The sequence below is a fragment of the Wolbachia endosymbiont of Anopheles demeilloni genome (assembly GCF_018491735.2).
GTDB lineage: Bacteria > Pseudomonadota > Alphaproteobacteria > Rickettsiales > Anaplasmataceae > Wolbachia.
Genome location: NZ_CP084694.1, coordinates 81372 through 106639 on the forward strand (window position 1 = coordinate 81372; position 25268 = coordinate 106639).

Sequence of the window (25268 nt, forward strand, 5' to 3'; positions counted from 1 at the left end):
TACATAGTCTCCAATTAAGAACGTCCTACAGATGTCGTTTTGGTATCTTTTAATTTATTCACCCAAGAAAAGGTCTCACTACTTTTAGAATTTTGGTCGCCCCACCTTCCACATCTAGTAAAGATGCCTTTTTCTACTGCTTCTTTAACAGACATTCCACCAAATAAACAACCCTTTCCTATGATTTCTCCGATTTCTTGCAACTCGTTCCACATTTCTTCATCTTCTACCTCAACTTGTACTTGATGATAGTCTTCTGTGTCGTGATATACCATTAAATTTAGCTCTCCTAGGCTAGTGCAAAGTGTTACTGTAAAAGCACTGTTATCCGATATATCCACGTAGTCTCTTTTGCCGTCTTTTCCAGTTTTGACTTCAACTTCACCATCACCTATTTTTATAATATTGCCACCGAGATTTAAATCTCCTTTGCTTAGACCCAAATTTTTTGCACCTTCTACAACTTTGGCAACATCAACTATGCAGCTATGTGAAAATTCCATATAGAAGGTCTTATTATCGATTTCTACATTTTCAACAGTTCCTTCTATAGTAGCGTTCTCTCCAACTTCCCTGAGTTTTGTGAGCCTACTATATATTTGTGGCTCAATTTCTTTTTGCACCTTTTCAGTTATTTTCTTATCAACTTGTACATTAAAATCTGCTCCATTTAATCCTAACTTCCTGATTATATCCTCTTGTTTATTCCCTTTGAATTCATCACGATACATCTTAAACATTGTAACGTTAGCGAAGCCAAAGCCATCTTCATTGGCAGCATTTATTCTTATTCCTAAGTCCAAAGCTTCATCGATAACTTTACTTAACTCGTTTATATTTTTAGCTGCAATAGCTTTTTCCAGGAATTCATTTAGTTTCATACTCACTTAGTCTTGTCCTGCATAAAGCTGATCGAAATGGATTGAGCTCCTCAGGATATGTTAAGACAGGTAATTTACTAATCTTTTTATTTGTTGTTGGAGCAGCTTTTATAAAATTAGGTAATAACCCTTCTTTTGCTATTCACTCTACCGCTTTTAACATTTTACTAAGCAATTTTTTACCATTTATTTTTTTTCATTGTAACCCTCACGTAATTTCATTAATATATCGTGATAAATATTATTTAATTATTAATATTATACGACTTATTAATTTACTATATGTTATAATAACAAGTTTTGCGGGCATTTATACTAGAAAAACACATCTTGTAAAAATTATTTCAATTTCAATCAAAGTTGGGTATTGTGATTGTAAAACTGAAAGAAATGGATCTCTTGTCTTACTCCACTGAAAAGTTGAAGAAGCATTGTCAGCTACTTGATAATGAAGAAAAAATAATTCTATATGAGCAGCTGCTAGACAAGGCTAAAGACATACTTGAAAATTCAAGAGATAATGTTTCTGAACTGAAAAAGATCAGTGAAGCAGCTGTAGCGATAGAGGAAACTATCGATAAAGAGTTGTTAGAAAAATTTAATGATGACCACCCGCTAAGAGAAGTGGACATTTTAATCTACTCTCCTCAGGGAAATACTGAATATCTATTCAGCATAGATAACTCGTCAGAGCTTTATGATTTAAAAGAAGATAAGGATAAAGCTCTTTATAATGCAGTAAAATCAAATGATGTTGAGCTTGTAAAAAAGCTGCTAATGATCCTTTTACCTACAGAAGTAGGTAATTTTGATGTAGAATACTTGGAAGAATTGAAAATATTGCTGTCAGGAATTCACAAAGAATTGCAATTATCACAAGATATGAAAAATTATCTTGAGAAGACGATAAAGTTCTATAGTTTTTTATGTAGTAATTTTAGCTTATTAGTTGCAAATTCTACTGATGTAAAAGCTATGATCAATCTATTTGCTACTCAACCAAATATTGATTACCAAATAGATAAGCTTCTGCTTTCTTTTATTGTGAGAGATGTTGAGGAAAAAAAGCTAAATTCTGAAATCAAACACATGATAGAGCTTCTTGAGCAGCATGAAAGATTTGCTGAGCTCGAATATAAGGTTAGAAGATTAAGATCAGAGTTTGCATGTGGCAAAAGCAGATATTCGCCTGAAGTAATACGAAATAGCATTGCAGAACGAGAAAAAGAGATGAGGGAAATTGAGAAAAAATACGTAAGGCCAAACGATTTAATTAGTGAGAGGCAGAAATTATTAAAGCAATTACTTTGCTAGCTTTTTCACAAGATTTGTTGTAAATTTGAATAAAAGGTGAAAAGTGCAATTAGGTAAAAAAATAAAACAACTTAGGTTAGATCGTGCTTTGACACAGACCGAATTGGGAAAGAGAATAGGTGTTTCGTATAGACAGATACAAAAGTACGAAAATGGTTCAAATTGTGTTTTGGCCAGTAGATTATATGATTTAGCAAAAGCACTATCGATAGATGTTGCTAACTTTTTTACTAATATGCACACTAACTCACATGAAGCTTATGATGAAGAAATACTAAAGTTAGTCAAAGGATATAACGAAATTAAGAGCAAAAGGTTACGTAGTGCAGTTTATATATTGGTAAAATCTTTTTCTCAAAGTGATAATACATAGTTAATATTACCTGATACGTAAAATGACTATACAACATCCTATCGATAAACAAATAGGTGAAAGAATAAGGAAAAGAAGGCTAATGTGTGGTTTTAGTCAAAGAGACTTAGGAAAAAAGCTTAAAATTTCATTTCAGCATGTACAAGGATATGAAAGCGGAGAGATTAGGCTTGTAGTTGATAGGTTATATAAATTAGCAGAAGTACTATCGGTTGATATGTCGTATTTTTTTTTACCAAAGCCTCTGAAGACTTACATGATAAGGTCTTCCATAGCGATGTAGGCAGCGAAGAAATATCAAGGCTAGTGAGGGAATATAGAAAAATTGAGGATGAAACTCTGCGTGACATTGTTCATTTAGTGATTAAGGCTCTTGCTAATACAGGCTTTAAAGCATAAATTCTCTCCTTGAGTCGTTGAAGAAAACTTAAACTTTCATTTTCTTCATCATTTTGCTTTCGATTTTCTTTAACTTTGATGCGTGTAGTTATACACTACACAAAGTATAATGTTTTAAAAATAAAAACTTGCACCATAAAATATTGAGATTTAGAATATTAACTTATAAACCTCAGTTATGGATTAGAAAAAAGATAAAAGTAGAATTAATAAAGAGGGAAATAGGGTAAACTCAAGTATTTTAGCAATAATTTAAGAGGTTACCCATGAAGAAAGATATTTTACTGTTGCGTCGAGGATTTTTGTTGCACAGTCGATGATAATTTTGCTAATATGCTCCTATCAAAAGGCAGAAAACCCACTAGAATAGCAGGAATTACCACTTCGGAAATTCTCACCATAATTCTATTATATCATCAATCCCCTTGCAAAAATTTCAAAGCTTTTTACCTACTTTATCTGCCACTTTATAAATCTGAATTTTCTAAGTTGCCAACATATGACCGATTTATCGCTCTTAAATCACGAGTTTTATGGATTACTTTTGCAATGCTTCTGCAAACCAGTAAAAATGACAGGTATTTCCTACATAGACACTTCTACAATCGCTGTTTGCCACAAAAAAAGGATCTCCAAGAACAAAGTTTTTGATGGTTTGGCAGAAATTAGTAAGAGCACATACGGTTGGTTTTTTGGCTTCAAATTGCACTTGGTAATTAATGAAATTGGAAAAATTCAAGCTCTTATACCAATTCTCATTATTGGTGAGTCAAATAGGAGACATTGCAGAGTTGTTTAATTGTGGAGCTGGCAAGAGAAGTAATAAATTTGCACAAAGCACCCTCAAGCAGAGCAATTGTATTGTATATCTTATTGCGCAAAATATTCTGTTTTATAATAACCAAAACCTCTCAACAGGATTTAGCTCTCACTTTTACCCACAAATAAAAAAGTGAGTAAAAAAGAATGTATACCAAATAAATTTGGGATTAAAATGAGTGAAGTAAGTACAAATGTGCAATATACTGATGGCTTAGGGGATAAATGGCTGGAAAGAGAGTTAAAACACGTTAATTTAGGAGATACAAGACTTAATAAGAGACTTATTAAAACAGGCTATTGTATAGAGGGTAAGGCGTCTGGGTCAATTAATCAAAGCTGTAGTGGATGGAAAGAAGCTAAGGGTGCATGAGGCTAGGTAGTATTTCTAAAGCTTATACGAAGCATAAAATGGGTTTACTGTTGCACAGTGTCTTAATAGTCAGCAAAGACGGATTACCTTTAGGTCTATCTCTCAACAATGTTGGGCACGTTCTATTAGGGAAAAAGAAACGGCACAAGAAAAAGCAAACAGGAAATACCGTACCTCCATAGAAGAAAAAGAAAGTTATAAGTGGATAACAGCTCTCAAAGAAAGCATAAACAACCTTCCTGCAAATGTACAACTTGTTACTCTTGGTGATAGAGAGACAGATATCTTCAAATTTTTATGAATCACTGAGACATTAGGTAGTTTTTATGTAATCCGTAATCGAACTAATAGAAGATTTATCTGTACTGAAATTGGAAAAACAGATTTGCAAACACGCATCACTCAACTATCAGTAAAGAAGAAAATTTCTCTAGAAGTTAATAAAGGTAGAAACCAAAGATCAAGGAAAGCTAATATTGAAGTTAAGTATATGAAAGGCTATATACCTATCAGATCTTCTTCAATTTATGGATCAAAAGACACAGTGCATAAAATAAGTGATTAAAATCCCTGTATATGTGGTAAGTGCAAAAGAAATAAATCCTCCTGAAGGATTGGAAGCTATTGATTGGACTTTACTGACTAATGTACCAGTTAATAGCACTTTAGATGCTATAGAAAGGATAAATTGGTATAAGCTAAGATGGAAAATTGAGAAGTATTTCAGGGTTTTAAAATCAGGATGTAAAATAAAAAGCTCTCGTTTAACTAAAAAGGAAAGGCTACAGAAATTAATTGCTATAAAGAGTGAAAGGCCCTTTTCATACGTGAGCATAAAGTAGCTACATTGCCAGAAGAACCTCCAAACATAAAACAAGCTATTATTTGGTTAGGAAAATTAGGTGGATTTATGAATAGAAAAAGTGATAATTTACCAGGGGCTATGACTCTATGGCGGGGCTATGAAAATCTTAAGGAGAGCATAGTTATGCTTCACATCATGACCTCTCAAAATTGTGGGTAAAAGTGAGGATTTAAATCCGATTGAGAAGTTCTGATCAAGCACGCCATAAGAAAGGCTCTACAAACCTTTTGGCCCAATATTAATTCGAGGATGTTCAAAAAAGTGTGTCAAACCGAGAAATAAAATATTATTGAAATAAAAATGGAGGTTTGACATGAGTCAAAGAATAGCGAATAGAACTACTGATTTGGTAGATTATAAAGAATTAGAAACAAATATCTTGTCTTCTATACGAGGAAGTAGACCATTAATGGGAAAAGACGGTGCATTAACGCCATTTGTAAAAAGGCTACTTGAAGCAAGCTTGGAGGGTGAAATAGAACATCATTTATCTACTGAAAGCGAAGAAAACAATCGTAGAAACGGAAGGAATGGAAAAACTTTGAAAACAAGTGCAGGTTCATTTGAACTATTGACACCAAGAGACAGAGAGGGAAGTTTTGAACCACAGATAGTAAAAAAAAGGCAAACAAGCCTACATCCAGAACTTGAAACAAAGGTCTTGAACATATTTGCAAGTGGTGTGGGATACAGAGATATAGCATCATATGTGGAAGAAATTTATGACCATAAAATATCTGCAGCAGAGATATCTGGAATTACAGATAAATTACTACCTATAATCAATTAATGGCGTAGTCGTCCACTGCAATCAGTGTATCCAATAGTATTTATGGATGAGATGTTCTTTAAGGTAAAAGAAGACGGTCGCTGTGTAAGTAAGTGCATGTATAACATATTAGGAATAGACCAAAATGGCAGAAAAGAAGTACTGGGTTTTTACTTAGCAGAAAGCGAGGGAGCTAGCTTCTGGTTAGGCGTATTAAATGACTTGAAAGAGAGAGGAATAGAAGACATTTTGATAGCTTGTGTTGATGGCCTAAAAAGCTTTCCTGCAGCTATAAATAGCGTATTTCCTAATGTGGAAGTACAGCTATGTGTAGTGCATCAAATAAGGAACTCTCTGAAATACGTATCGAGCAAAAGTTTTCATGAATGATTTGAAAAAAATATACCGTGCTACAAGTAAAGAAATTGCAGAAAATTATTTGCTTGAGCTAGAGGAAAAATGGGGCGAAAAGTATCCATTAGTTGTGAAATCTTGGCAGAACAATTGGGAAAGTTTATCCGGTTATTTTAAGTATTCAGGTCCTGTTAGAAGGCTAATTTATACCACTAATCCCATCGAGGGGCTACACAGGCAAATTAGGAAATTTACCAAGACCAAGGGCGCATTCACCAGCATAAATGCCTTGTACAAGCTGGTATATTGTGCTATAAGAAAGGTGGAGGAAAAATGGACGATGCCTGTACATGATTGGGCATTATCTATATCTCAACTCGATATTTTTTTCCCTAGTAGATTAAAAATTGAGTTGAACTAAAAATTCAGTTTGACACACTTTTTTGAACATCCCCATTAATTCGGCTATTGATTTTGTCTTTCAGTGCTCGAGCAGATCTTACTTCGGTTAGCTATATTACTAAAATCTCGTATTCTACATTTGACTTTAATAGCTCTTTATCTTCCTGAAATCTGAACGTTTTATCAATGCATCTTCTATTCAGCCGTTAGCAATACTTTCACTTATTCCATAGCTTTGCGCTATATGGAAATATGTACAGTATTTACGCAAATATTCTAGTGCTATTAACAAACATGCATTGTTTATTTGGTTTTCCTCCTCTTGCCTTTTTCTTGGCCTCTTCCTCTATTAAAATTTCTATTATTTTTTCAATGTTTTTCTTTTTACTCCTCTTAGTCTTCGAAGCTTCTCTTCATCAAGTTTACTTACCTGCTCAAAATTTATACCTTCCCTAATATTGCTTCTACTACTTGTTTCTTAAGTTATCCAAGAAGTCTAATGGCAAGAAAAGAAGCACTGACCACTTTTGCTTAAGATGCCCTTGAACAGATATTATTACTAAAAATTAAACATCAAACCAACTTCAATATTATGAGTGGATATATCATCTGCAATAGGTATTGGGATACTAAAGTAACGATAGCCGAAAAAGGTTTTAACTTCTGGGATTATTAAATAATTAACACCAAGCTTTATTTGATAAGCAAACCAAGGAACATTCAGTGGCATCGAATTTTCTGATGATCCATTAATCTTTTTTAATCTAAAAACTGTTGGCCCTATACCAAGACCAATATATGGAGCAAATTGTGTATCTCGAATGCTAGAATTATAATAGAAGTTTAATAAAAATGCAAACACGCTTGCTGATTTCTCAAATACCGGAGGAGAGTTACTATCTTCAATATTGACTTTAGAATACATGGTCTCAAAATCAACTCGGCCATTTTCTCCAGCAGAGTAACCTACAGATATGCTGCTAAGCCAATGAAAATAAATTTTACCGTTAAATTTTTTTATGTTTTTAATTTCATCTCCTAAGAATAGGTCTAAAAGAAAACTACCATAACGGCCCTCAGTTAAAGCAAGAATTCTTTTTCCTATTGCACGTATACCCTCCACAAATACTTCTGAGTTATCAGAATATATCTTACCACCGTTAGCACTAACATAGAAATCAAGTTTTTTTGATTTTTCCTTTGTAGGCTCAGCTTGATCTGCAATACTTGGCCACATATTTTTCTGATTAGCTACTTGGAAAACAGAAGGTGAACTACTTTTAAGTTCTTGATATTTTATTGGTATTTCTTTTTCAGCAACCTCTTCAGAACGTATTACACTTTCATTATTATCTGTTTCTAATTTTAACGGTTGTACTTGCTCAATGTGTGTATTGTTACTGATATAAGTAATAAAAAAATAGACACACGGAATGAAGATGAAAAATAAAGCAATAGATATTCTAATTATCATAAATGAATTATCACTTATAGTATAACTACTATATCATATATTCCTTTAATGTACAAAAATTAAGAAATAATATTTCCAATTAAACAATTATTTTCTATTCCTTTAACATGAGCTTTCACAATACTTTTAGCTTGAACTCTTGATGTAAGTTTTATTAATGCAAAATTTTCTGTTCTACCAATATTATTCTGCTCAACCAAAACGCTTTGCTCAGTGCCGAGCAAAGATTGATAAAAACTGCTCATCATTTCTTTATTTATTTCTCTTAGATGCTTTACTCGTTCTTTACGTACATTCTCTGGTATTTGTGGCATCCGTGCAGCAGGTGTGTTTTTCCGCTCTGAATATGGAAAAGCATGTAGATAAATTACATTTATTTTTTTCAGTAAATCAACTGTATCCTGAAACATTTCATCAGTTTCTGTTGGAAATCCAGCAATAATATCAGCGCCAAATGCTATATTAGGTCTTAAGCTCTTCATTTTATGATAAAATTCTATCACTTGTTCTCTATTGTGACGACGTTTCATTCTCTTTAGTATTAAATTATTACCAGACTGTAGACTCAAGTGTAAGTGAGGCATAAGTCTTGACTCATTAGCTATTAAATCCATTAATTCATCATCAACTTCAGCAACATCAATAGAGGAAAGTCTTAGTCTCTTTAACTGTGGTATATCCTTTAAAACTCTTCTAATCATTGAACTGAGTGATTGCTTACCAAACAAATCTGTACCAAAGTCAGTAATATCAACACCTGTAAACACCACTTCTTGATACCCATTTTCTATAAAAATCTTAATTTGCTCTATAATATTGTTTACTGGCACAGATCGATTATTTCCTCTTGCCTCAGTAATTGAGCAAAATGTACAACTATGATTACAACCATTTTGAATTTCAATAAATGCCCTTGATTTATTTTCAAATCCATTAATGAGAATAGGTTCTACTTGATTATCACTGACTAAGATTTCATCATTATTTAGTAGATAATTTTCAGCTCTTAGCTTGTCTTGATTACCTAGCACTTTACTTACACCAGGAATATCACTATATGATTTAGGATCTAATTGAACAGCGCAGCCAACTACGATAATTTCTTTACTTGGGTCGTTTTTATAGATCTTACGTATTTTTTGCTTCACTTGGCGTTCTGCTTCGTTTGTCACTGCACAGCTATGCACTACAACAACATTTTCTCTCTTTGCTTTTTTTAATGCTTCTTTGATTAACTCGCTCTCGTAAAAGTTTAGACGACAACCAAACGTTATCACTTCATTCATGCTTTTGCTTTAATAGATCTAAATTATATCAAATATCCAAGCAAAATGACTATTTTTTTGGTAGATATTATAATTTAAACATAACCTCTAGAGTTGAAAATCACAGGAAGAATTCGTAGATATACAGTAAGATCATTTAACATTTTGGTATTAGATTTCTTGCATAACTGGAATTCAAAGAGTTCCAGCTCGTGACGCTGGAATCAAGATTTTCTTATTGGATACCAAGCTGGCTGGTTATGCAAGAAATCTATTATATTCCATAAAAAAAAGCTTAAGGCCAATGATGTTAACCTCAAGCGAATATAAACCAAAAAACATTTTGCTAAACCTTGAAGCTCTACCATGCAAATTCATCTATATCATTTGGTACATAAGTGTCAGAATAAGCTTCATCCAAACTTTCTGCTTTCCATGGAAGCCATGAAGAAGGTTTTATCTTCTCTAAAACTTTACCTGGTATTGATGTTATCTCTTGCTTCACGTCTTCTTTTAATTTTTCTATTTGTAATCGAGCAAAATCTTCCACGCGAACCATGAGTTTATCTGTTAGCTCTTTTATCATGTCTTGATTTTGTTCTGCAACTTTCTTTGTAATAGGTACGACAATTTTATTTATAATCTCTGTTCCTAATGGAACAACGATTTGCTTTGCAACCTGATCACTAACAGGTTTAATAAGGTAATCTGCTATACTCTTTGCTGTATCTCCAGTCAGATTTGTTATTTTTTTAAAACTATCACCAATAATACCATAGTTTTTTTGGTACATCATATCTTCATCAGCAACTTCATATCTTCCTAAATCATCATACATTCCCATTTCTTGGTGAGACAATCCATTTGCATCAGATACATATCCGTATTTATTAAGTGAATTGGAATTAGACCGCATAACATTCTCCTAATTATTTATATATGCCTATTTCAGTATTAAACAACTAACAAAACATTAACTTTGAAGAACTCTTCTCAATTAATACATCAATAAAGGTAAGACCATATAATTTTCTCCTTTCTTGATACTATTCTCCTCCGAACTTAGTTCACACAATTATTCAGACACTTCTGAATTTACCACCCCCAATTCCACTGCTTTTTTATATTTTGACTAGGTCTTCTCTTACAATTAGATAATCAGTACTCTTATCTGAAATGTACCATATAACTACACCAAGCTACAAATATGACACAAGAGTTTAGATTATTTTAGTTATTCTCTTGTATAAGATACTCTTTATATCAAAAAGAGGACCATATGAGTGAAGCAACTTTTTCTAAAAAAAATCAGCTTTCTAGAGAAGACATAGCAGAATTAACAGAACTTATGTGTCTTGAACGAAGTGAAGTAAGTGAAAGTGGAACAGGGCTATTAGAACTTATAGCTGAACAGGAGCAAATACTTGAGGATTTAGGAATAGAATCAAAAGAGCTTTTATGTTCTCAGCATACAGGAATGTATGAGAACCTTAGTCAGCCCTATTCTACAGATCTCGAGGTTTTATAGCAGATATATAGATTATCATTATTATTGATACCTACTCAAGAGTTGCTATGGCAAACAGAGAAAACTGCAATTATTGACGCTAATCTTTTTAATATATCTTTCTTTGATGGTGCTATTATCGCGCATTTTGAATGATATGGGCTATGATAAACCAGAAAATCACAGCTATATTTAGGAATTGAGACAAGGCCTCATTTAGGTAAATATTGCTATGCAGACTTTTCTTGATAGCAAGCATATTGCTTTTTAGAAAAATATTAGTAGCATCAAACATAGAGATTGATATTAGTTTTTCTGTCAGATTAAGTTGCGTCTAGTACAACTGACTATGCAAATAAGCTAACAGAACTTGAGATATTTTAATTGTTAGTTTTAGGGTGTATTTTCGTGTTCATTGCTATGAATGGGCAGAGCTACCTCTTCGAGGTAGCTCATCGGATCACCTAAATCATGCTCTATTTCTACTTCAAACTTGAACCCCAACTTCTCGCAGAATTTATAGAAATATTCTTTAATAATATCAAATAAACTTATGCCATCAGTTTTATAATCTCTCAATTTTCGGGGTACAGTAAGTGACAATTTGCCATCTTTATATATCACATCATCTTTCCCATCTTGAGACTGAAGTGTGAATTCAAGTGAGCTATCCAACTCGCTTAACTTTTTTTCAGGATTATCAAATTCAACTATAGGTATGGCCATGTCAGATTTAATTGTTATGTGATTTATATCAGTACAATCAATATTTATCACTTTCACAGGATTTGTTGAAATTAAATTATACTTACCGAACCCAAAGCTAATTTGTATAGGCAAAGCACCTTCATATCCTGCTTGATTACAGTTAGTAACTAGTTCTTCTAAGATAGGATCGCTTGGAATTTCTACTTTAGCATACCTGAACAACTCTATAAAAATTTGCTTTGCAAATGTACGATAACTCTTATTTTCATCTCCTTCTTTTGACAACAAGTGGGTATATCTTTTACCTAGATCGTAAAATTTTTTAACCTCTTCTTTATATTGATCAGTTTTTTTATCGTTAAGAACCTGTTCATAATCTTTTGAGGAAGAAAGAAGTAAAAGCAAGAACGACCATTTGCAGGCTAGTGTTGAGTTTCCGCTCGCAATTTTTCCAAAGTCGCCTACATTTTTGCAACCAAGCAAAAGATCTCTCAACAACCCATCTTTTTGGCAATACAGCAAAGGTGTGGTTATATTCGTTTTGGTTACTGACTTTCATTTTCTGTGGCATATTTTTTCTTCAACAGTTAAATGGCTATTTTATAATGAATTTTGTCAGTATCCACCAGATTTTTTCAGTTGCTATGCAACAAAGCCCACTGGAGTCCAGTCCTTTCGCACAAAAAACGTTGTAAAGTGTTTACCAACTTAGTTGGATCCCAGTGTCACGCACTGGAATGACAGGAAAATAGGCACTGGAACGACAAAAGAGAGAGCTACTTGAATGACATTCCGCCATGTCATTCCAGCACTTGATGCTGGAATCCAGATAAAAAACCAGTCTGGAATGACAAAAAGAGAGAGAACCTTTACACACCTCTCTCTTTGACTGAAGAAGCATGGTTTTCAACTCTTACATCATCAGTTAATCCTCCTGGCAATTCCACAGCAGCATTATACTTTTGCTGATCACTAAGCTTTCTCTCGCAGGAAGATCTATTTAGCTTTTCTTTCTTTGTTCTCATTGTATCAACACCACATTTTTGTCTTTTAACTCTCCTGTATTCCTTTTGCTGTGGAGCAGGTGGACGGACAGCTAATTTTGGTTTTTCATTTTTCTCTTCTTTTGCTTCTTTCTTTTCTTTATTCATTTTTCCCAGTTTTTGTACTTCACTATTTTTGTGACTTATAACAGGTTTAGGTAGAGTGTCTACTAATTTTTCTACAGGCTTTAGTAAAAGAGCACGTTCTTGCTTGTCTAGAACAATTGGCATTGGAACTTGAGATGAAAAATTAAAGAGAGAAATTGGTGTGATTTCACTCACTTTTGTTTCTATTTCTTGACGAACTTCTTTTGATTCTGTTTTTTCTGCTTTTTTGTCTCTTTTTTCCTCAGTTACATCTTGCTCTACTACTGCTGCTAAATCAACTGCAAAAATTTCTGCAAACATTGCAATGACTGAGCCCACGAGAAAAGTTTGAAGCTTCAATTTTAAATTTTGCAACGCTTGCAAACGTTCGAGTATTGCTATTTCCTCTTCCGGAGATAATCCACCACTGAGTAATTTCTCCTGCAATTCTTTTATCTCTTTGTCTAGCCTTTTATCCCAACTTAAGTCTAAATCTTTTTTGAAGATCTTTTTAACTAATTCCTTAAGCTTATTACGCAAAAACTTAACTATCGAAAGAAGCAGATTTTTCTCTTTCTTCTCCTTGAGCATTTTGTAGACTTTCGGATCTACATTTACTTCAGAAAGATTAAAGAGGGATTCAAAGAAATTTGCGAATACCCCTTGATTATCATCAGTAAAGTAATCCTCATTATCTTTTATCTGTAGCTCTACTTGAGATAATGTTTCATCAATGCAACTCGCAGCCTGACGCTCAAGCTCTATTCTCTTGAGCTCAGCTTTCCTAGCAAGCTCCTCCATAAATCCTTTTAATTCATTGAGCTTCTGCTCTGCAGAGAGATCTTGCTCCCTGATTCGACTAATGAAGATTGAGCTACCGTCCTCTTCGTTGTTATTGATTAAAAAATTTTCCATTGCTTTTTCTCCATTAATTGAATTACTGTTTCTATAATTGTTTAGAAAGCTTTTTACCATTTTATTTTAAGTCTATAAAACACAATAACTCAATCTTACAATATGAAGTATTTAATAAGTATTAATCTTAAAAAATATCCATAATTTATTGATATTTTTACATTTATACTATATACAGCCTAGCATATATTACGTAATTTTTCAAAAACATATTCACTATAACAGAAGACTTTCTTATTTGCCTCTAAAACACCTGCAAATCATATAATAAGAGAATATTATAATGTTTAGTGTAATACTATACAATGTGATAAAATATAGTATAATACTAGCATATCACTAAATTAATGCTGAGATATTCCTTTGCTTGATCAGTTAAAATACGTCCTCTTGGTGTGCGCTTTACGAAACTGACCTTGATTAAATAAGGTTCTACTGTTTCTTCAATATTGCCAACATCTTCAGATAGTGCAATAGATATGGTGTCAATTCCAACAGGTCCTGAGGTGTTAAACAAAAATCTCAGATAATCCATATCTAATTTATTTAGTCCCATTTTATCTATACCCAATTTTGATAGTGCAGAACCGGCAATTTCACAGGTAATTTTTTTATCATCTTTTACTTCAACAAAATCTCTTATTCTTCTGAGTAATCTCAAAGCAATTCTTGGAGTACCACGGGCGCGGCAGGCAATTTCCTGCACAGCATCCTTTTCGATTTCAGCACAAAGAACTCTTGCACCTCTTTTTATAATATCAACCAGTTCCTCAAAAGAATAAAACTCAAGATGCAGGGGAATACCAAAACGATCCCTCAGCGGTGCAGAAAGCAGTCCAAGCCGTGTTGTTGCCCCAATCAGTGTAAATGGTGGTAAATCTATTCTTAAAGTTCTGGTAGATGGGCCCTCACCTACTAGTATATCTAGGCAAAAATCTTCCATAGCAGTATATAAAACTTCCTCAATGCTACGATTTAATCTATGGATCTCATCGATAAATAGAACATCTTTTGCATTTAAAGTAGTGAGCACTGCAGCTAAGTCCCCAGCTTTACTAAGCAATGGACCAGAAGTTGCACGAAAGCTAACCCTTAACTCCTTAGAGACAATTTGTGCTAAAGTTGTTTTACCAAGCCCTGGAGGACCATAGAGCAATACGTGATCCAAAGCTTCAGCTCTCGTCTGTGCAGCATTTATAAACACTTTTAAATTTTGTATTAAGTCTTTTTGCCCGACAAAATCATCAAGTTGCTCAGGCCTGATATTTAAATTACGTACATCTTCAGAATATTCCTTACTACATGATATTGACTTCATATTGTTTTAAGCGCCATACGAATAATATCTTTAGTGTCCAAGTTTGGTGATTCATCTTCTATTTTTTTTATTGTATCATAAGCTTTTGTTCTTTCATATCCAAGATTGATCAAAGCTGAAAGAGCATCTTCACTAATTGAGTGAAAATGATTGTTATTTGTCTCTAATTTACTTACTTTGCCATTCAGCTCAGTAATAATTCGATTTATGAGTTTCAGGCCAAGTCCACTCACCTTAAGTGCTAGTTTATCCTCATTTATAATTGCCAAAAACAGTTGCTCTGGAGTTAATTTGCTGAAAATTGACATTGCGGTTTTATAGCTGACACCGCTCACTTTAACTAATAAACGCAAACACTGCTGTTCTTCTTTACTTATAAAGCCATATAGCTTAGTAACGTTTTCTCTGCTATTTGCATAAGTGTCGATAAGTAATTTTACTCTACTTCCAATCGAACAAGCACTTAAAGTTTTGGCTGAAAGATATACTATGTAGCCAACATCATTCACATTCAGGATTATGTGATCGCTACACACCTCATCAACTATTCCTCTTAGATTTCCTATCATTTCTAGTACTTTATAAAATTCAGTTTAAATGCTCCTGAATCTTAGGTCAAGCAAACGAACATTATAGAAGTGGTTCCAGTTTCAATCATTGTAGACAGGTTTGCAGGAAATCTATTTGAATATATTATTCCGGACCAGTATGTGACTGGACCACGGAGTTACTCAGCAGCAGAATTGCGGTCTATTAACTAAGTAATAGAAACTTCTATCTTTGGTAGAATAAAGGTAATTGTTTGCTGTTTGCGAAAATATTTGCATAATTTAAGTAACATTACTTGATAAGAATTAACTATGGAGCTTAATAAGATTGCAGCATCGATTTTACTTTCTGGATTAATAATTATGATAGTTAGTAATGTAGTTGATATGCTCTATAACCCAGAGGATTATAAAATTGAACACCAAACAATAGTAGCAGCCAGCAATGAGCCTCAACAAAAGATTGAACAAGTGGCACTTGATATTGGAGAGCTCATGCAAAATGCTAGCTTTGACAAGGGGAAGTCAGCAGCAAAAAAATGTATAGCTTGCCACAGTTTTGAGAAAGGTGGAATGAATAAAGTGGGGCCAAACTTATGGAACGTAGTTGGAAATAAAAAGGCTAATCTTAGCAGCTCATTCAATTACTCAAAAGCACTACTTGAAAAAGGTGGGAAATGGGAATATGAGGAGTTATTTGCTTTTTTAAAAAATCCAAAAGCCTACATAAAAGGTACACGTATGGCATTTGCAGGTATTTCTAATCCACAAGAAATTGCAGATCTAGTCAGCTATTTGCGTTCGATGAGCGATAGTCCGGTTGCCTTGCCAAAGTAGTATGAATTATTGTAAATTACTCGATGGAAGTAATGGCCATATAGCATATCGAAAGCTACAAGGAAAGAAGGCTTCTATAGTTTTTCTTAGTGGTTTTGCATCCAATATGGATGGAACTAAAGCAACTGCCGTTTACAAATTTTGCCAAGAAAATGATATAGCACTTGTGCTCTTTGATTATTTTGGCCATGGTAGTTCAAGTGGTGATTTTGCTGATTATACAATAAGTGATTGGCAAAAAAATTGTGCTAAAGTGATAAGTGAATTAACTAGCAATAAACAAATAATTATAGGTTCAAGTATGGGAGGATGGCTGATGCTGCTCACTGCCCTTCAATTTCCAGAAAAAATTGCAGCATTAATCGGCATATCATCTGCTCCTGACTTCACTGAAGATTTAATATTCAAGCAATTGTCAGACAAGCAAAAAGAAGAGCTAAGCTCTAAAGGTGTAATAGATTTTACTTCAGAGCATTGTGCATACAAAATAACTAAAAATCTGATCGAAGACAGTAGAAAGAATCTTCTTTTAAATAAAAAAACAATAGATGTAAACTGTCCTGTGCGCTTGCTGCATAGCATTAATGATCAAGATGTTCCTTATCAAGTTTCATTAAATTTAGCTAAAAAAATCAAATCAACAGACGTTGAAGTACACTTAATAAAATCAGCAAACCACAACATGTCTGATAATTATTCACTGAAAATTTTATTTAATACCATCAGAGAGTTTTTGTCAGGAGAAATATATAATTGAAGTAATTTAGATGTGTTTGTCGCAAGAACTGCAGTTATAGCTTCAACAGTAGGCGCTATTCTTGATAACCTCAACATTTTCTCTTGGCAGTTCTTTAATAAATCGAGAAGTGCGCATTGGTTGCCACTGATTATTAATTTCCCTCCTATCTGCACATGAAATGACTAACCTTTCTTTGGCTCTGGTTATGCCAACATATGCAAGTCTTCTCTCTTCTTCCAAAGCTTTACCACTTTTATCTTCAAAAGATCTTTGATGAGGAAATAATCCTTCTTCCCAACCAGGTAAAAACACGCACGGGAATTCAAGCCCTTTAGCCGCATGAAGAGTCATAACATATACATTGTCATCGCTATTCATATTATCCACTTCCATCACCAAACTAATGTGCTCCAAGAAGGTTATAGCGCTGTCAAAATTCTTCAAAGATGCAATGAGCTCTTTAACATTTTCTATTCGCGCTAAATCCATCACTCCTTCATTCTCAAGCATTTCCATATATCCTGATTGATTTGCTACGATTTTAACGAATTCATGCAGCGGTTTTACGCTCACTATTTCTTCCCAAGCTTTAATTTTATTTAAAAAATCATTTAGTGAGAGTTTTATTCTTTCGGTTACTTGATCACTATTAACTAATATTTTTGCTGCCTCAAAAAAAGAAATTTTGTTATCCTGAGCAGTCATGTATATTTTCTTTAGAGTTGTAGCTCCTATGCTTCTTTTTGGCCGATTTACGATCCTTTCAAAAGCGAGGTCATCATTATTATTTGTAACAAGCCTTAAATATGCAATTATATCCCTTACTTCTTGACGTTCGTAGAATTTTACGCCACTTATAATCTTGTAGGGAATTGAATATTTTATAAAATACTCTTCGAGAACTCTAGTTTGAAAAGTAGCCCTGACGAGCACTGCAATATCACTAAATCTGTATTTATTGAGTTTTAATATCTGTTCGCTTATGAACCTTGCTTCAGACTTTCCGTCCCACAATTTGATTAGATTTACCTTTTCGCCTTCAATGTTTGTTGTCCACAATTTTTTTTCTAAGCGAGTCTTATTGTGATTGATCACATATGATGCAGTTGCAATTATGTGGGATGTTGACCTGTAGTTACACTCCAATTTAACGGTTTTTGCATTTTTAAAATCATCGGAAAATTTCAAAATATTTTCAACTTCTGCACCACGCCAACTGTATATCGACTGGTCATCATCTCCTACACAGCAAATATTTGAACGCTCTTTTGCAAGGTATTTTAGCCAAAGATATTGTATTGCATTTGTATCTTGATACTCATCTACCATGACATACTTAAACTTGTTTTGGTAGTAGGACAGAACCTCGGTCTTTTTATTAAAAAATTGTATGTTATATAACAATAAGTCACCAAAATCAACAGAGTTAAGGAATTTTAACCTTTCCTGATACTGGTAATAGACTTTGAGTGCAGTTACGTAAATTGGCCTAAATGATTGAACATCTTCCACTTCAGACGGCAATAAACACTTCTCTTTCCACTGCTGGATGATATTCATAATGGTCTTACATTTTTCTGATAGGTAATCAGGGCTTATTTCATTAATAATATTTTTTATTACCTGTAATTGATCATCCACACCAATGATTGTGAAATTAGAATTTAAGCCCACAATTTCAGCATGATAACGTAAAATTTTTGCTGCAATTGCATGGAAAGTGCCAAGCCATGGTATGTTTGTGCCTGTTAGCTCAAGTACCCTTGATACCATCTCATTTGCTGCTTTATTTGTAAATGTAACTGCTAATATTTCATCAGAATAAGCGTGACCGTTCCTAATTATGTGCGCTATTCTTGAAGTGATCGTTCTTGTTTTTCCGGTTCCGGCTCCTGCCAGTATCAAAACTGGCCCATTTATGTTAGTTACAGCTAATTGCTGTTCTGGATTTAACAGTGAGAGATAATCGTTCATTGAAGCTCTATAGATTATAACTTCATAAAGTTAAACCTATGATCCAAATATTGTAAAGGTCTTATTGAACATAACATTCAACTCATTCAAGTACTAGATATTTAAGCGTAGATCTATCTTATTGGGGTAGCTTCAAGTGTATGCTGAGTAACAACAACTTGATTTGAGATATTGGCATCAAAATTTCTGCTTGTTTGATGAATAGGTGGAGTTTGAAATGGCTTAGACTTACGATTCAGTTCCTTCATCTTTATTTCCTCAGCTTTAATAGGAAGTTTTTCTGGAACATAGAAGTTATGCATTTCAGGTCGTTCAGTGAAATTCTCATATATTTCTTTCAACCAAGCTCCAATATTATATATAAAACCATATGCTTTTTCTTTAAATTCTCTCCACGATCTGCCTAAACTGGCTAGTGTATTATTGAAGTAAATTGTCACATAATCTCTTGTGGTATATTGATAACTCTCTCTATTTAATTTTTCACTTTGCTTGTCACAAATTTTGAAGTAACCAAATATGTTATACATTTTGAGCTATGACTAACTATTAACATGTATATATTATACATTAATAAATTAAAATTATCAAGAGTGTTTGTGTGACTGAGAAAATGCTCTATTTAAAATGGAGCTGAAGCTTGTAGTAGAATGTTTTCAAACGTTTAATATAATATTGACTTTACAGCAATAATTACTTTAAGTTAGTAGCTATTGTTGCAGTTAAAGTATCAATGCCTTTTTTCTTTTATTCTTTTGCAATTCTAAGCATCTTATCTGCTATTTGTGTAATTAGCGTAAGGAATCCTGTGCATGCAGTGTTATTTTTAATTTTCACTTTTGTTAACTCTGCAGTGCTTTTTATTCTCCTTGGAGCTGAATTCATTGCTATGATGGTGCTGATAGTATACATCGGTGCAGTTGCAGTGTTATTCCTCTTTGTAGTTATGATGCTCGATATTGACTACATAAGATTGCATCAGGGTTTTGCAAAGCATTCCACTCTTGGTGCTATATTATGTGTTGTGTTTTTTCTAATCATCAGCTTTGTAATTCGCAGTTCAGAACCGAATATAAGCAATGTTATAAACTATAATAACAATAACGTAAAAGCTATCGGTAATTTGCTCTACACTGACTACATGTACGCTTTTCATCTTTCTGGTATTCTGCTGCTTGTTGCAATTGTTGGTGCAATTGCTCTTACTTTGCAGGAAAAGAAAAAAGGAGTTAGAAAACAGAACGTGTTAAAGCAATTGACACAATCTTCATCTGTAAAATTGATTAAGGCTAAATTTGGAAAAGGAGTGGAATGGAAATAGGATTAAATCACTTTTTGATAATTGCTGCTGTTTTGTTCACTATTGGAGTGTGTGGTATTTTCATCAACCGTAAGAGCATAATCAACATACTGTTATCAATAGAAATATTATTGCTGGCGATTAAAATAAATTTAGTTGCTTTTTCTGCCTTTATGAATGATATAGTTGGGCAAATTTTTGTGATGTTTGTGTTGACTGTTGCGTCAGCAGAGTCAGGAGTTGCGCTTGCAATATTGGTTGTATATTATAGAAGCCGTGGCAATATAGACGTTGAACAAGCAAATTTAATGAAAGAATGAAAGTATGATGGATATACTGAAATTAATAGTATTTCTGCCACTTTTTGGTTCATTGTTTGGAGCATTTTTTAGAACAAGTCAGTTAGTTACAACGTCAGGGATTGGAATATCTGCAATTTTATCTTGGTATGTTTTTCTCACCTTCTCTGAAAATTATCACTTGAGTTTATTTCCTCTATTTTCATTAAGTGAATTAAAAGTAAATTGGACAATTAGTGTGGATGCTCTCTCATCCTTAATGCTTATTGTTATTACCACCGTTTCACTGGTAGTACATCTCTACTCTATCGGTTATATGGAGCATGATAAGGGGAAGTCGAGGTTTTTTTCTTACCTATCGCTATTTACGTTTTGCATGATTGTGCTGGTTGTAAGCGATAATTTCGTGCAGCTTTTTTTTGGCTGGGAAGGGGTTGGCCTGTGTTCTTATTTACTCATAGGATTTTGGTTCCAAAAATATTCTGCAAATAATGCAGCAATTAAAGCATTTGTTGTGAATAGGGTAGGAGACTTTGCACTATTGATTGGAATCTTTCTTATTTATTATACATTTCACTCTTTGAATTTTACTGAAGTTTTTGACACAACTGATCTTCTTGGCACTCAGAACATTAGGGCATTCTGCTGTGAATTTAAAATAATTCATATAATATGCATATTACTTTTTATTGGCTGTATGGGTAAATCTGCACAGCTTGGTTTACATGTTTGGTTACCAAATGCAATGGAAGGGCCAACCCCTGTTTCTGCACTCATTCACGCAGCAACGATGGTAACGGCAGGTATATTTTTAGTAGCAAAATGTTCTCCATTATTTGAGCTATCAAATGTGGCACGAGAATTAATAGTTATTGTTGGGGCACTTACTGCTTTCTTTGCAGCTACGGTTGCGATTACTCAGAACGATATAAAAAAAATAATTGCTTATTCAACCTGCAGTCAACTTGGTTATATGTTCATGGCATGTGGGCTTTCTGCTTACAATGTTGCTATTTTTCATTTAATGACACACGCTTTTTTTAAAGCTCTACTATTTCTTGGTGCTGGCAATGTGATTCATGCAATGCATCATGAGCAAAACATTCAGAAAATGGGAAATTGCTGGAAGAAAATCCCTTACACTTATACTCTCATGTGGATTGGATCTCTTGCACTTTCTGGAATATTTCCATTTGCAGGTTTTTACTCAAAGGATTTGATAATTGAACATGCTTATAGCACGGATAGCTTTGCTTTTGTAATAAGCTTAGTTGTTGCATTCTTCACAGCGTTTTACTCTTGGAGGTTATTGCTTCTTGTGTTCCACAGCCAAAAACAAAGTAAAATTAATGTACATGAGGCACCAAAGATTATGCTTATACCATTACTGATACTCGCTTTTGGATCAGTATTTTCTGGAATATGGGGAGTAAATATTTTGAACATAACTAGTAATGCGTTTTGGAAATCAAGTTTAATGATGATTGATGAGCATGGAGTTCATAATTTCTTTATAAAACTACTACCAACCTTAGCAAGCCTAAGTGGAATAGCACTTGCGTACCTAATTTACCAATATCAAGTAATTAGGCAAATTAAGAGTAAATTTTTACTTAAGTTTTTGCAGAATAAATGGTACTTTGATGAGGTATATGAGTTTGTTATAATTGCACCGATAAGGTTTATATCTAGGCTTCTATGGAAGTTTGATGTTAAGGCTATTGATTCATTTGGACCAAATGGTGTTGTAAGGTTGGTTAATGAATGTTCAAAAAGTTCTATAAAGTTACAAACTGGTTATATATTTGATTATGCATTTATTATGTTTGTTACTTTAATAATCGGTGCTTTATATATTATTGGAATTAAATAGAAGGTGTCGTTACTTAGTATATTCTTGCTTCCACTGATAGGAGCGTTGATTTTATCCTTAATCAGGATTAATCATCAATCTATACACTTAAGATTCCTTGCTCTATTTTTTGCTGTACTTCCATTTTTGCTTAGCATTGTAGCTTGTATAGAATTTGATTATAACGATGCGGACTTTCAGTTTGTCAGCTACCCAATTAAAAATGTTGGAATAGGGATAGATGGTATATCGTTGCTTTTCCTTCTGCTTACAACTTTCTTGTTTGTAATTTGTATACTCTACAACTGCAAAATGAGTTATACAACCCTTAGGCTATATATGGTATTATTTCTACTGCTTGAGAGTTTTGTAGTCGGTTTTTTCGTTTCACTGAATGCTATAAGCTTTTATATGTTTTTTGAAGCTGTTTTAATACCAATGTTCTTTATTATTGGCATTTGGGGAGGAAAACACAGGGTATATGCAACGTTTAAGTTATTTCTTTATACATTAACTGGCTCATTATTATTTCTACTTGGATTGGTGTACATCTATAGCACTTTTGGGACGTTTAATATACAAAAATTAGCTACATTAGTGCCAAACCTTGATTTTGAAGTGCAGTCATTGCTGTGGATTGCATTTTTTATTTCTTTTGCAATAAAAGTACCGATGTTTCCATTTCACACTTGGCTTCCTGATGCACATGTGCAATCACCAACTTCTGGATCTGTGATTTTAGCTGGCTTGCTTATTAAAATGGGGGGATATGGATTTTTAAGGTTTTCTATTCCAATGCTTCCTCAGGCAAGTTTGTATTTTTCAAATTTCGTTGTTGTGCTGAGCATTATTGCGGTGATATATGCTTCGCTAGTTGCGTTTGCTCAAGATGATATAAAGAAGTTAATAGCTTATTCTTCAATAGCACATATGGGGATCGTTACCGCTGGCCTCTTTTCATTTTGTGAGGAAGGAGTACTGGGTAGTATATTTCAAATGATTAGTCATGGCCTTATTTCTGCTGCTTTATTTTTATGTGTTGGAATTCTATATACTCGAGCTGGGACTTTGGAGATTGCAAAATATTTTGGCATAGTAAACACAATGCCAAAATTTGGTTTTATGTTCATTTTATTTTCAATGGCTTCAATAGGGCTACCTGGAACATCTGGGTTCGCAGGTGAGTTTTTGGCTATGGTTGGGATGTTTAAGAGCATAGGGTTTTTTACAGGATTTATCGCACTTGGCACTATTTTAAGCGCAGTTTATATGCTGAATTTATGTAAGCAAATAATATGGGGGGTTAGCTATTCTAAATTATTAAATAACCGTTTGGATAGCATAGAATTTTCTGTCTTAATTCTGCTTGCAGTGTTTGTTATTTTGCTTGGATTTTACCCAACCCTTGCACTGAATTATTTGAAGCCATGTATGGCAAATTTGTTAGTCAAATATAATGCGCTATGAATTATATACAGATATTGCCGGAAATGTTCTCTATTATCTCCTCGTTAGTGTTGCTACTGCTTGGAATTATATTTAACCGCCGAACTATCAACTTATTAGCACTTGGTTGCACAGTGGTAACTTTGATTATTTTAATTATTTCGGCAGAAAACAATGAAATTTTTCTCTTTAATTCGTTGTTAAAACTCAATTTATACATCAGGTCAGCCCAAGGGTTAATTCTCAGCACAGGAATTTTAATACTTTTGATGCTGAATTTATCAAAATACGACTATAAATATGAATTTTCAATACTGATTCTTTTTGCGCTATTTGGCATGATAATTTTGGTTTCAGCAAATAGTCTGATTTCTTTTTATTTAGCTTTTGAGTTGATGAGTATATCTTTGTATGTTCTTGCAAGCTTTAATAAAGATTCAGCTTATTCATGTGAAGCAGGAGTGAAATATTTTACACTTAGTGCACTATCTTCCTGCATTATACTATATGGAATGTCGCTGCTTTATGGATATACAGGACAAGTCAATTTCTCTGAGCTCGGTTCATTCTTGCAAAACCATCAGATAACTTATGGAATAGTTTTTGGGTTAGTTTTTATCCTTATTGGTTTGTGTTTCAAGCTTGCTATTGCTCCTTTTCATATGTGGGCTCCAGATGTCTATCAAGGTGCACCTACCATAGTAACTGCGTTTTTTTCTACGGCCCCAAAAGCTACACTTGTAACATTTTTAATTCGATTGATGAATGAAGAGTTAGTAAATGTAAAAAGTTATGTTCAGCCTATTTTCTTACACGTTTCAGCATTGTCTGTGCTTATCTCAGCTTTTGGGGCCTTGCGTCAGCAAAACTTAAAAAGGCTGTTTGCTTACAGTTCAATTGGTCACATTGGTTTTATATTTGCTTCACTTTCTATTTTTACACAAGAAGGAACAGATAGTGCCTTAATGTATCAGGTGATATATATCATCACAAGCATAGGGCTATTCTCATATCTCGTACAAATTGACGATGATGATTGTGATATTGCAAAATTATCTGGTATAGGAAAAAAGCAACCAATTTTAGCATTCCATCTTTCTATACTATTACTCTCGATGTCGGGAATACCTCCACTTGCAGGTTTTATCGCTAAATTTTTTATATTCAAAAGTTTAATAAATTCTGGCTTTATCAGCCTGTCTTTGATTCTTGTAATAGCAAGTGTGATATCATGCTACTATTATTTAAATATCATGAAAGTTATGTATTTTGATAAAGCTAGTGGTAATAAGGTTGCTTATTCTAAGGGTCTATTCATTATCACTTCAGTGGCTTCACTTATCAACCTCGTTCTTTTCTTATACGCAGAAGATCTTTACTCACTCATTAAACTAAAGGGCTGACAAG

General features: G+C 33.6%; 24 protein-coding genes and 5 pseudogenes. 16 read left to right on the plus strand and 13 right to left on the minus strand.

Features of this window, described 5'->3' with window-relative positions:
- Window positions 1-14: 14 nt before the first annotated feature.
- A complete protein-coding gene (locus tag JSQ73_RS00410) occupies window positions 15-887 on the minus strand; it encodes a hypothetical protein (protein ID WP_234301774.1) in 873 nt (290 codons plus the stop codon).
- Window positions 888-1250: 363 nt separating this feature from the next.
- On the opposite strand from JSQ73_RS00410, the gene JSQ73_RS00415 reads away from it, so the two are divergent.
- From JSQ73_RS00415 to JSQ73_RS00430, 4 genes and pseudogenes are all read left to right on the plus strand, one after another.
- Window positions 1251-2195 carry a hypothetical protein gene (locus tag JSQ73_RS00415; protein WP_234301775.1) on the plus strand — a complete coding sequence of 315 codons (945 nt, stop codon included), beginning with the start codon at window positions 1251-1253 and terminating at the stop codon, window positions 2193-2195.
- 43 nt (window positions 2196-2238) lie between these two features.
- Entirely contained in the window at window positions 2239-2568 is a 330-nt protein-coding gene (locus JSQ73_RS00420) for a helix-turn-helix domain-containing protein (RefSeq protein ID WP_234301776.1), read from the plus strand.
- A gap of 22 nt (window positions 2569-2590) precedes the next feature.
- Window positions 2591-2851, plus strand: a complete 261-nt coding sequence (locus JSQ73_RS00425) for a helix-turn-helix domain-containing protein (RefSeq protein WP_234301777.1) — start codon at window positions 2591-2593, stop codon at window positions 2849-2851.
- A 392-nt stretch (window positions 2852-3243) separates the two neighbouring features.
- Window positions 3244-3712 (plus strand): annotated as a pseudogene (locus JSQ73_RS00430) (transposase); the annotation flags it as partial.
- A 13-nt stretch (window positions 3713-3725) separates the two neighbouring features.
- Here JSQ73_RS00430 and JSQ73_RS00435 read toward each other — a convergent pair.
- Window positions 3726-3895 (minus strand): annotated as a pseudogene (locus JSQ73_RS00435) (IS630-like element ISWpi10 family transposase); the annotation flags it as partial.
- Window positions 3896-3961: 66 nt separating this feature from the next.
- Between JSQ73_RS00435 and JSQ73_RS00440 the strand changes: the two are divergent.
- The 4 genes and pseudogenes from JSQ73_RS00440 to JSQ73_RS00455 all read left to right on the plus strand — a co-directional run bounded on the left by JSQ73_RS00440 (window position 3962) and on the right by JSQ73_RS00455 (window position 6568).
- On the plus strand, window positions 3962-4159 hold the full coding sequence (locus JSQ73_RS00440) for an IS4/Tn5 family transposase DNA-binding protein (RefSeq protein ID WP_214249425.1): 198 nt from the start codon (window positions 3962-3964) through the stop codon (window positions 4157-4159).
- A gap of 557 nt (window positions 4160-4716) precedes the next feature.
- A complete protein-coding gene (locus tag JSQ73_RS00445) occupies window positions 4717-5001 on the plus strand; it encodes a transposase (RefSeq protein WP_214249426.1) in 285 nt (94 codons plus the stop codon).
- 5 nt (window positions 5002-5006) lie between these two features.
- The gene (locus JSQ73_RS00450; protein WP_214249427.1) at window positions 5007-5183 is read left to right on the plus strand and encodes a hypothetical protein; all 177 of its coding nucleotides are present in this window, start codon (window positions 5007-5009) and stop codon (window positions 5181-5183) included.
- Window positions 5184-5337: 154 nt separating this feature from the next.
- Window positions 5338-6568 (plus strand): annotated as a pseudogene (locus JSQ73_RS00455) (IS256 family transposase).
- A 189-nt stretch (window positions 6569-6757) separates the two neighbouring features.
- Here JSQ73_RS00455 and JSQ73_RS00460 read toward each other — a convergent pair.
- The 4 genes and pseudogenes from JSQ73_RS00460 to JSQ73_RS00475 all read right to left on the minus strand — a co-directional run.
- A pseudogene (locus tag JSQ73_RS00460) lies at window positions 6758-6994 on the minus strand (transposase family protein); the annotation flags it as partial.
- Window positions 6995-7108: 114 nt separating this feature from the next.
- The gene (locus JSQ73_RS00465) at window positions 7109-8023 is read right to left on the minus strand and encodes a P44/Msp2 family outer membrane protein (protein ID WP_214249429.1); all 915 of its coding nucleotides are present in this window, start codon (window positions 8021-8023) and stop codon (window positions 7109-7111) included.
- Between the two features lie 59 nt (window positions 8024-8082).
- A complete protein-coding gene (gene mtaB, locus JSQ73_RS00470) occupies window positions 8083-9309 on the minus strand; it encodes a tRNA (N(6)-L-threonylcarbamoyladenosine(37)-C(2))-methylthiotransferase MtaB (RefSeq protein WP_214249430.1) in 1227 nt (408 codons plus the stop codon).
- 340 nt (window positions 9310-9649) lie between these two features.
- Window positions 9650-10204 (minus strand): hypothetical protein, encoded by a 555-nt coding sequence (locus JSQ73_RS00475; protein ID WP_214249431.1) that lies wholly within the window; start codon window positions 10202-10204, stop codon window positions 9650-9652.
- Between the two features lie 363 nt (window positions 10205-10567).
- On the opposite strand from JSQ73_RS00475, the gene JSQ73_RS00480 reads away from it, so the two are divergent.
- Window positions 10568-10816: a hypothetical protein gene (locus JSQ73_RS00480; protein ID WP_214249432.1), complete on the plus strand. Its 249-nt coding sequence runs from the start codon at window positions 10568-10570 to the stop codon at window positions 10814-10816.
- A gap of 372 nt (window positions 10817-11188) precedes the next feature.
- On the opposite strand, the gene JSQ73_RS00485 is transcribed toward JSQ73_RS00480, so the two are convergent.
- The 5 genes and pseudogenes from JSQ73_RS00485 to ruvA form a co-directional block, all read right to left on the minus strand.
- Entirely contained in the window at window positions 11189-11950 is a 762-nt protein-coding gene (locus JSQ73_RS00485; protein ID WP_234301912.1) for a hypothetical protein, read from the minus strand.
- Window positions 11874-12032, minus strand: a pseudogene (locus tag JSQ73_RS00490) (transposase); the annotation flags it as partial. The pseudogene JSQ73_RS00490 and the gene JSQ73_RS00485, both read right to left, overlap by 77 nt.
- A 340-nt stretch (window positions 12033-12372) precedes the next feature.
- Entirely contained in the window at window positions 12373-13608 is a 1236-nt protein-coding gene (locus JSQ73_RS00495) for a hypothetical protein (protein ID WP_214249903.1), read from the minus strand.
- A gap of 268 nt (window positions 13609-13876) precedes the next feature.
- The gene (gene ruvB, locus JSQ73_RS00500) at window positions 13877-14866 is read right to left on the minus strand and encodes a Holliday junction branch migration DNA helicase RuvB (RefSeq protein ID WP_214249904.1); all 990 of its coding nucleotides are present in this window, start codon (window positions 14864-14866) and stop codon (window positions 13877-13879) included.
- Window positions 14863-15435, minus strand: coding sequence for a Holliday junction branch migration protein RuvA (gene ruvA, locus JSQ73_RS00505; protein ID WP_214249905.1), 573 nt, complete (start codon window positions 15433-15435; stop codon window positions 14863-14865). The genes ruvB and ruvA overlap by 4 nt, the downstream gene beginning before the upstream one ends.
- A 291-nt stretch (window positions 15436-15726) precedes the next feature.
- Between ruvA and JSQ73_RS00510 the strand changes: the two genes are divergently transcribed.
- The gene (locus JSQ73_RS00510; RefSeq protein WP_214249906.1) at window positions 15727-16251 is read left to right on the plus strand and encodes a c-type cytochrome; all 525 of its coding nucleotides are present in this window, start codon (window positions 15727-15729) and stop codon (window positions 16249-16251) included.
- A gap of 1 nt (window position 16252) precedes the next feature.
- Window positions 16253-17008 carry an alpha/beta hydrolase gene (locus JSQ73_RS00515; RefSeq protein WP_214249907.1) on the plus strand — a complete coding sequence of 252 codons (756 nt, stop codon included), beginning with the start codon at window positions 16253-16255 and terminating at the stop codon, window positions 17006-17008.
- Between the two features lie 42 nt (window positions 17009-17050).
- On the opposite strand, the gene JSQ73_RS00520 is transcribed toward JSQ73_RS00515, so the two are convergent.
- Both JSQ73_RS00520 and JSQ73_RS00525 read right to left on the minus strand, forming a co-directional pair.
- Complete coding sequence (locus tag JSQ73_RS00520) at window positions 17051-18964, minus strand: ATP-dependent helicase (protein WP_214249908.1); 1914 nt, start codon at window positions 18962-18964, stop codon at window positions 17051-17053.
- A 113-nt stretch (window positions 18965-19077) separates the two neighbouring features.
- Window positions 19078-19494: a WD_0964 family protein gene (locus tag JSQ73_RS00525; protein WP_214249909.1), complete on the minus strand. Its 417-nt coding sequence runs from the start codon at window positions 19492-19494 to the stop codon at window positions 19078-19080.
- A 203-nt stretch (window positions 19495-19697) separates the two neighbouring features.
- Here JSQ73_RS00525 and JSQ73_RS00530 point away from each other — a divergent pair, with 203 nt between their 5' ends.
- The 5 genes from JSQ73_RS00530 to JSQ73_RS00550 are packed head-to-tail and all read left to right on the plus strand — an operon-like array spanning window position 19698 to window position 25264.
- Entirely contained in the window at window positions 19698-20285 is a 588-nt protein-coding gene (locus tag JSQ73_RS00530) for an NADH-quinone oxidoreductase subunit J (RefSeq protein WP_214249910.1), read from the plus strand.
- Window positions 20276-20584: an NADH-quinone oxidoreductase subunit NuoK gene (nuoK, locus tag JSQ73_RS00535; RefSeq protein WP_214249911.1), complete on the plus strand. Its 309-nt coding sequence runs from the start codon at window positions 20276-20278 to the stop codon at window positions 20582-20584. Before JSQ73_RS00530 ends, nuoK begins: the two co-directional genes overlap by 10 nt.
- A gap of 4 nt (window positions 20585-20588) precedes the next feature.
- Window positions 20589-22436, plus strand: coding sequence for an NADH-quinone oxidoreductase subunit L (gene nuoL / locus JSQ73_RS00540; protein WP_214249912.1), 1848 nt, complete (start codon window positions 20589-20591; stop codon window positions 22434-22436).
- A 3-nt stretch (window positions 22437-22439) separates the two neighbouring features.
- Window positions 22440-23882 carry a complex I subunit 4 family protein gene (locus tag JSQ73_RS00545; RefSeq protein ID WP_214249913.1) on the plus strand — a complete coding sequence of 481 codons (1443 nt, stop codon included), beginning with the start codon at window positions 22440-22442 and terminating at the stop codon, window positions 23880-23882.
- On the plus strand, window positions 23879-25264 hold the full coding sequence (locus JSQ73_RS00550) for an NADH-quinone oxidoreductase subunit N (RefSeq protein WP_214249914.1): 1386 nt from the start codon (window positions 23879-23881) through the stop codon (window positions 25262-25264). The genes JSQ73_RS00545 and JSQ73_RS00550 overlap by 4 nt, the downstream gene beginning before the upstream one ends.
- Window positions 25265-25268: the final 4 nt, after the last annotated feature.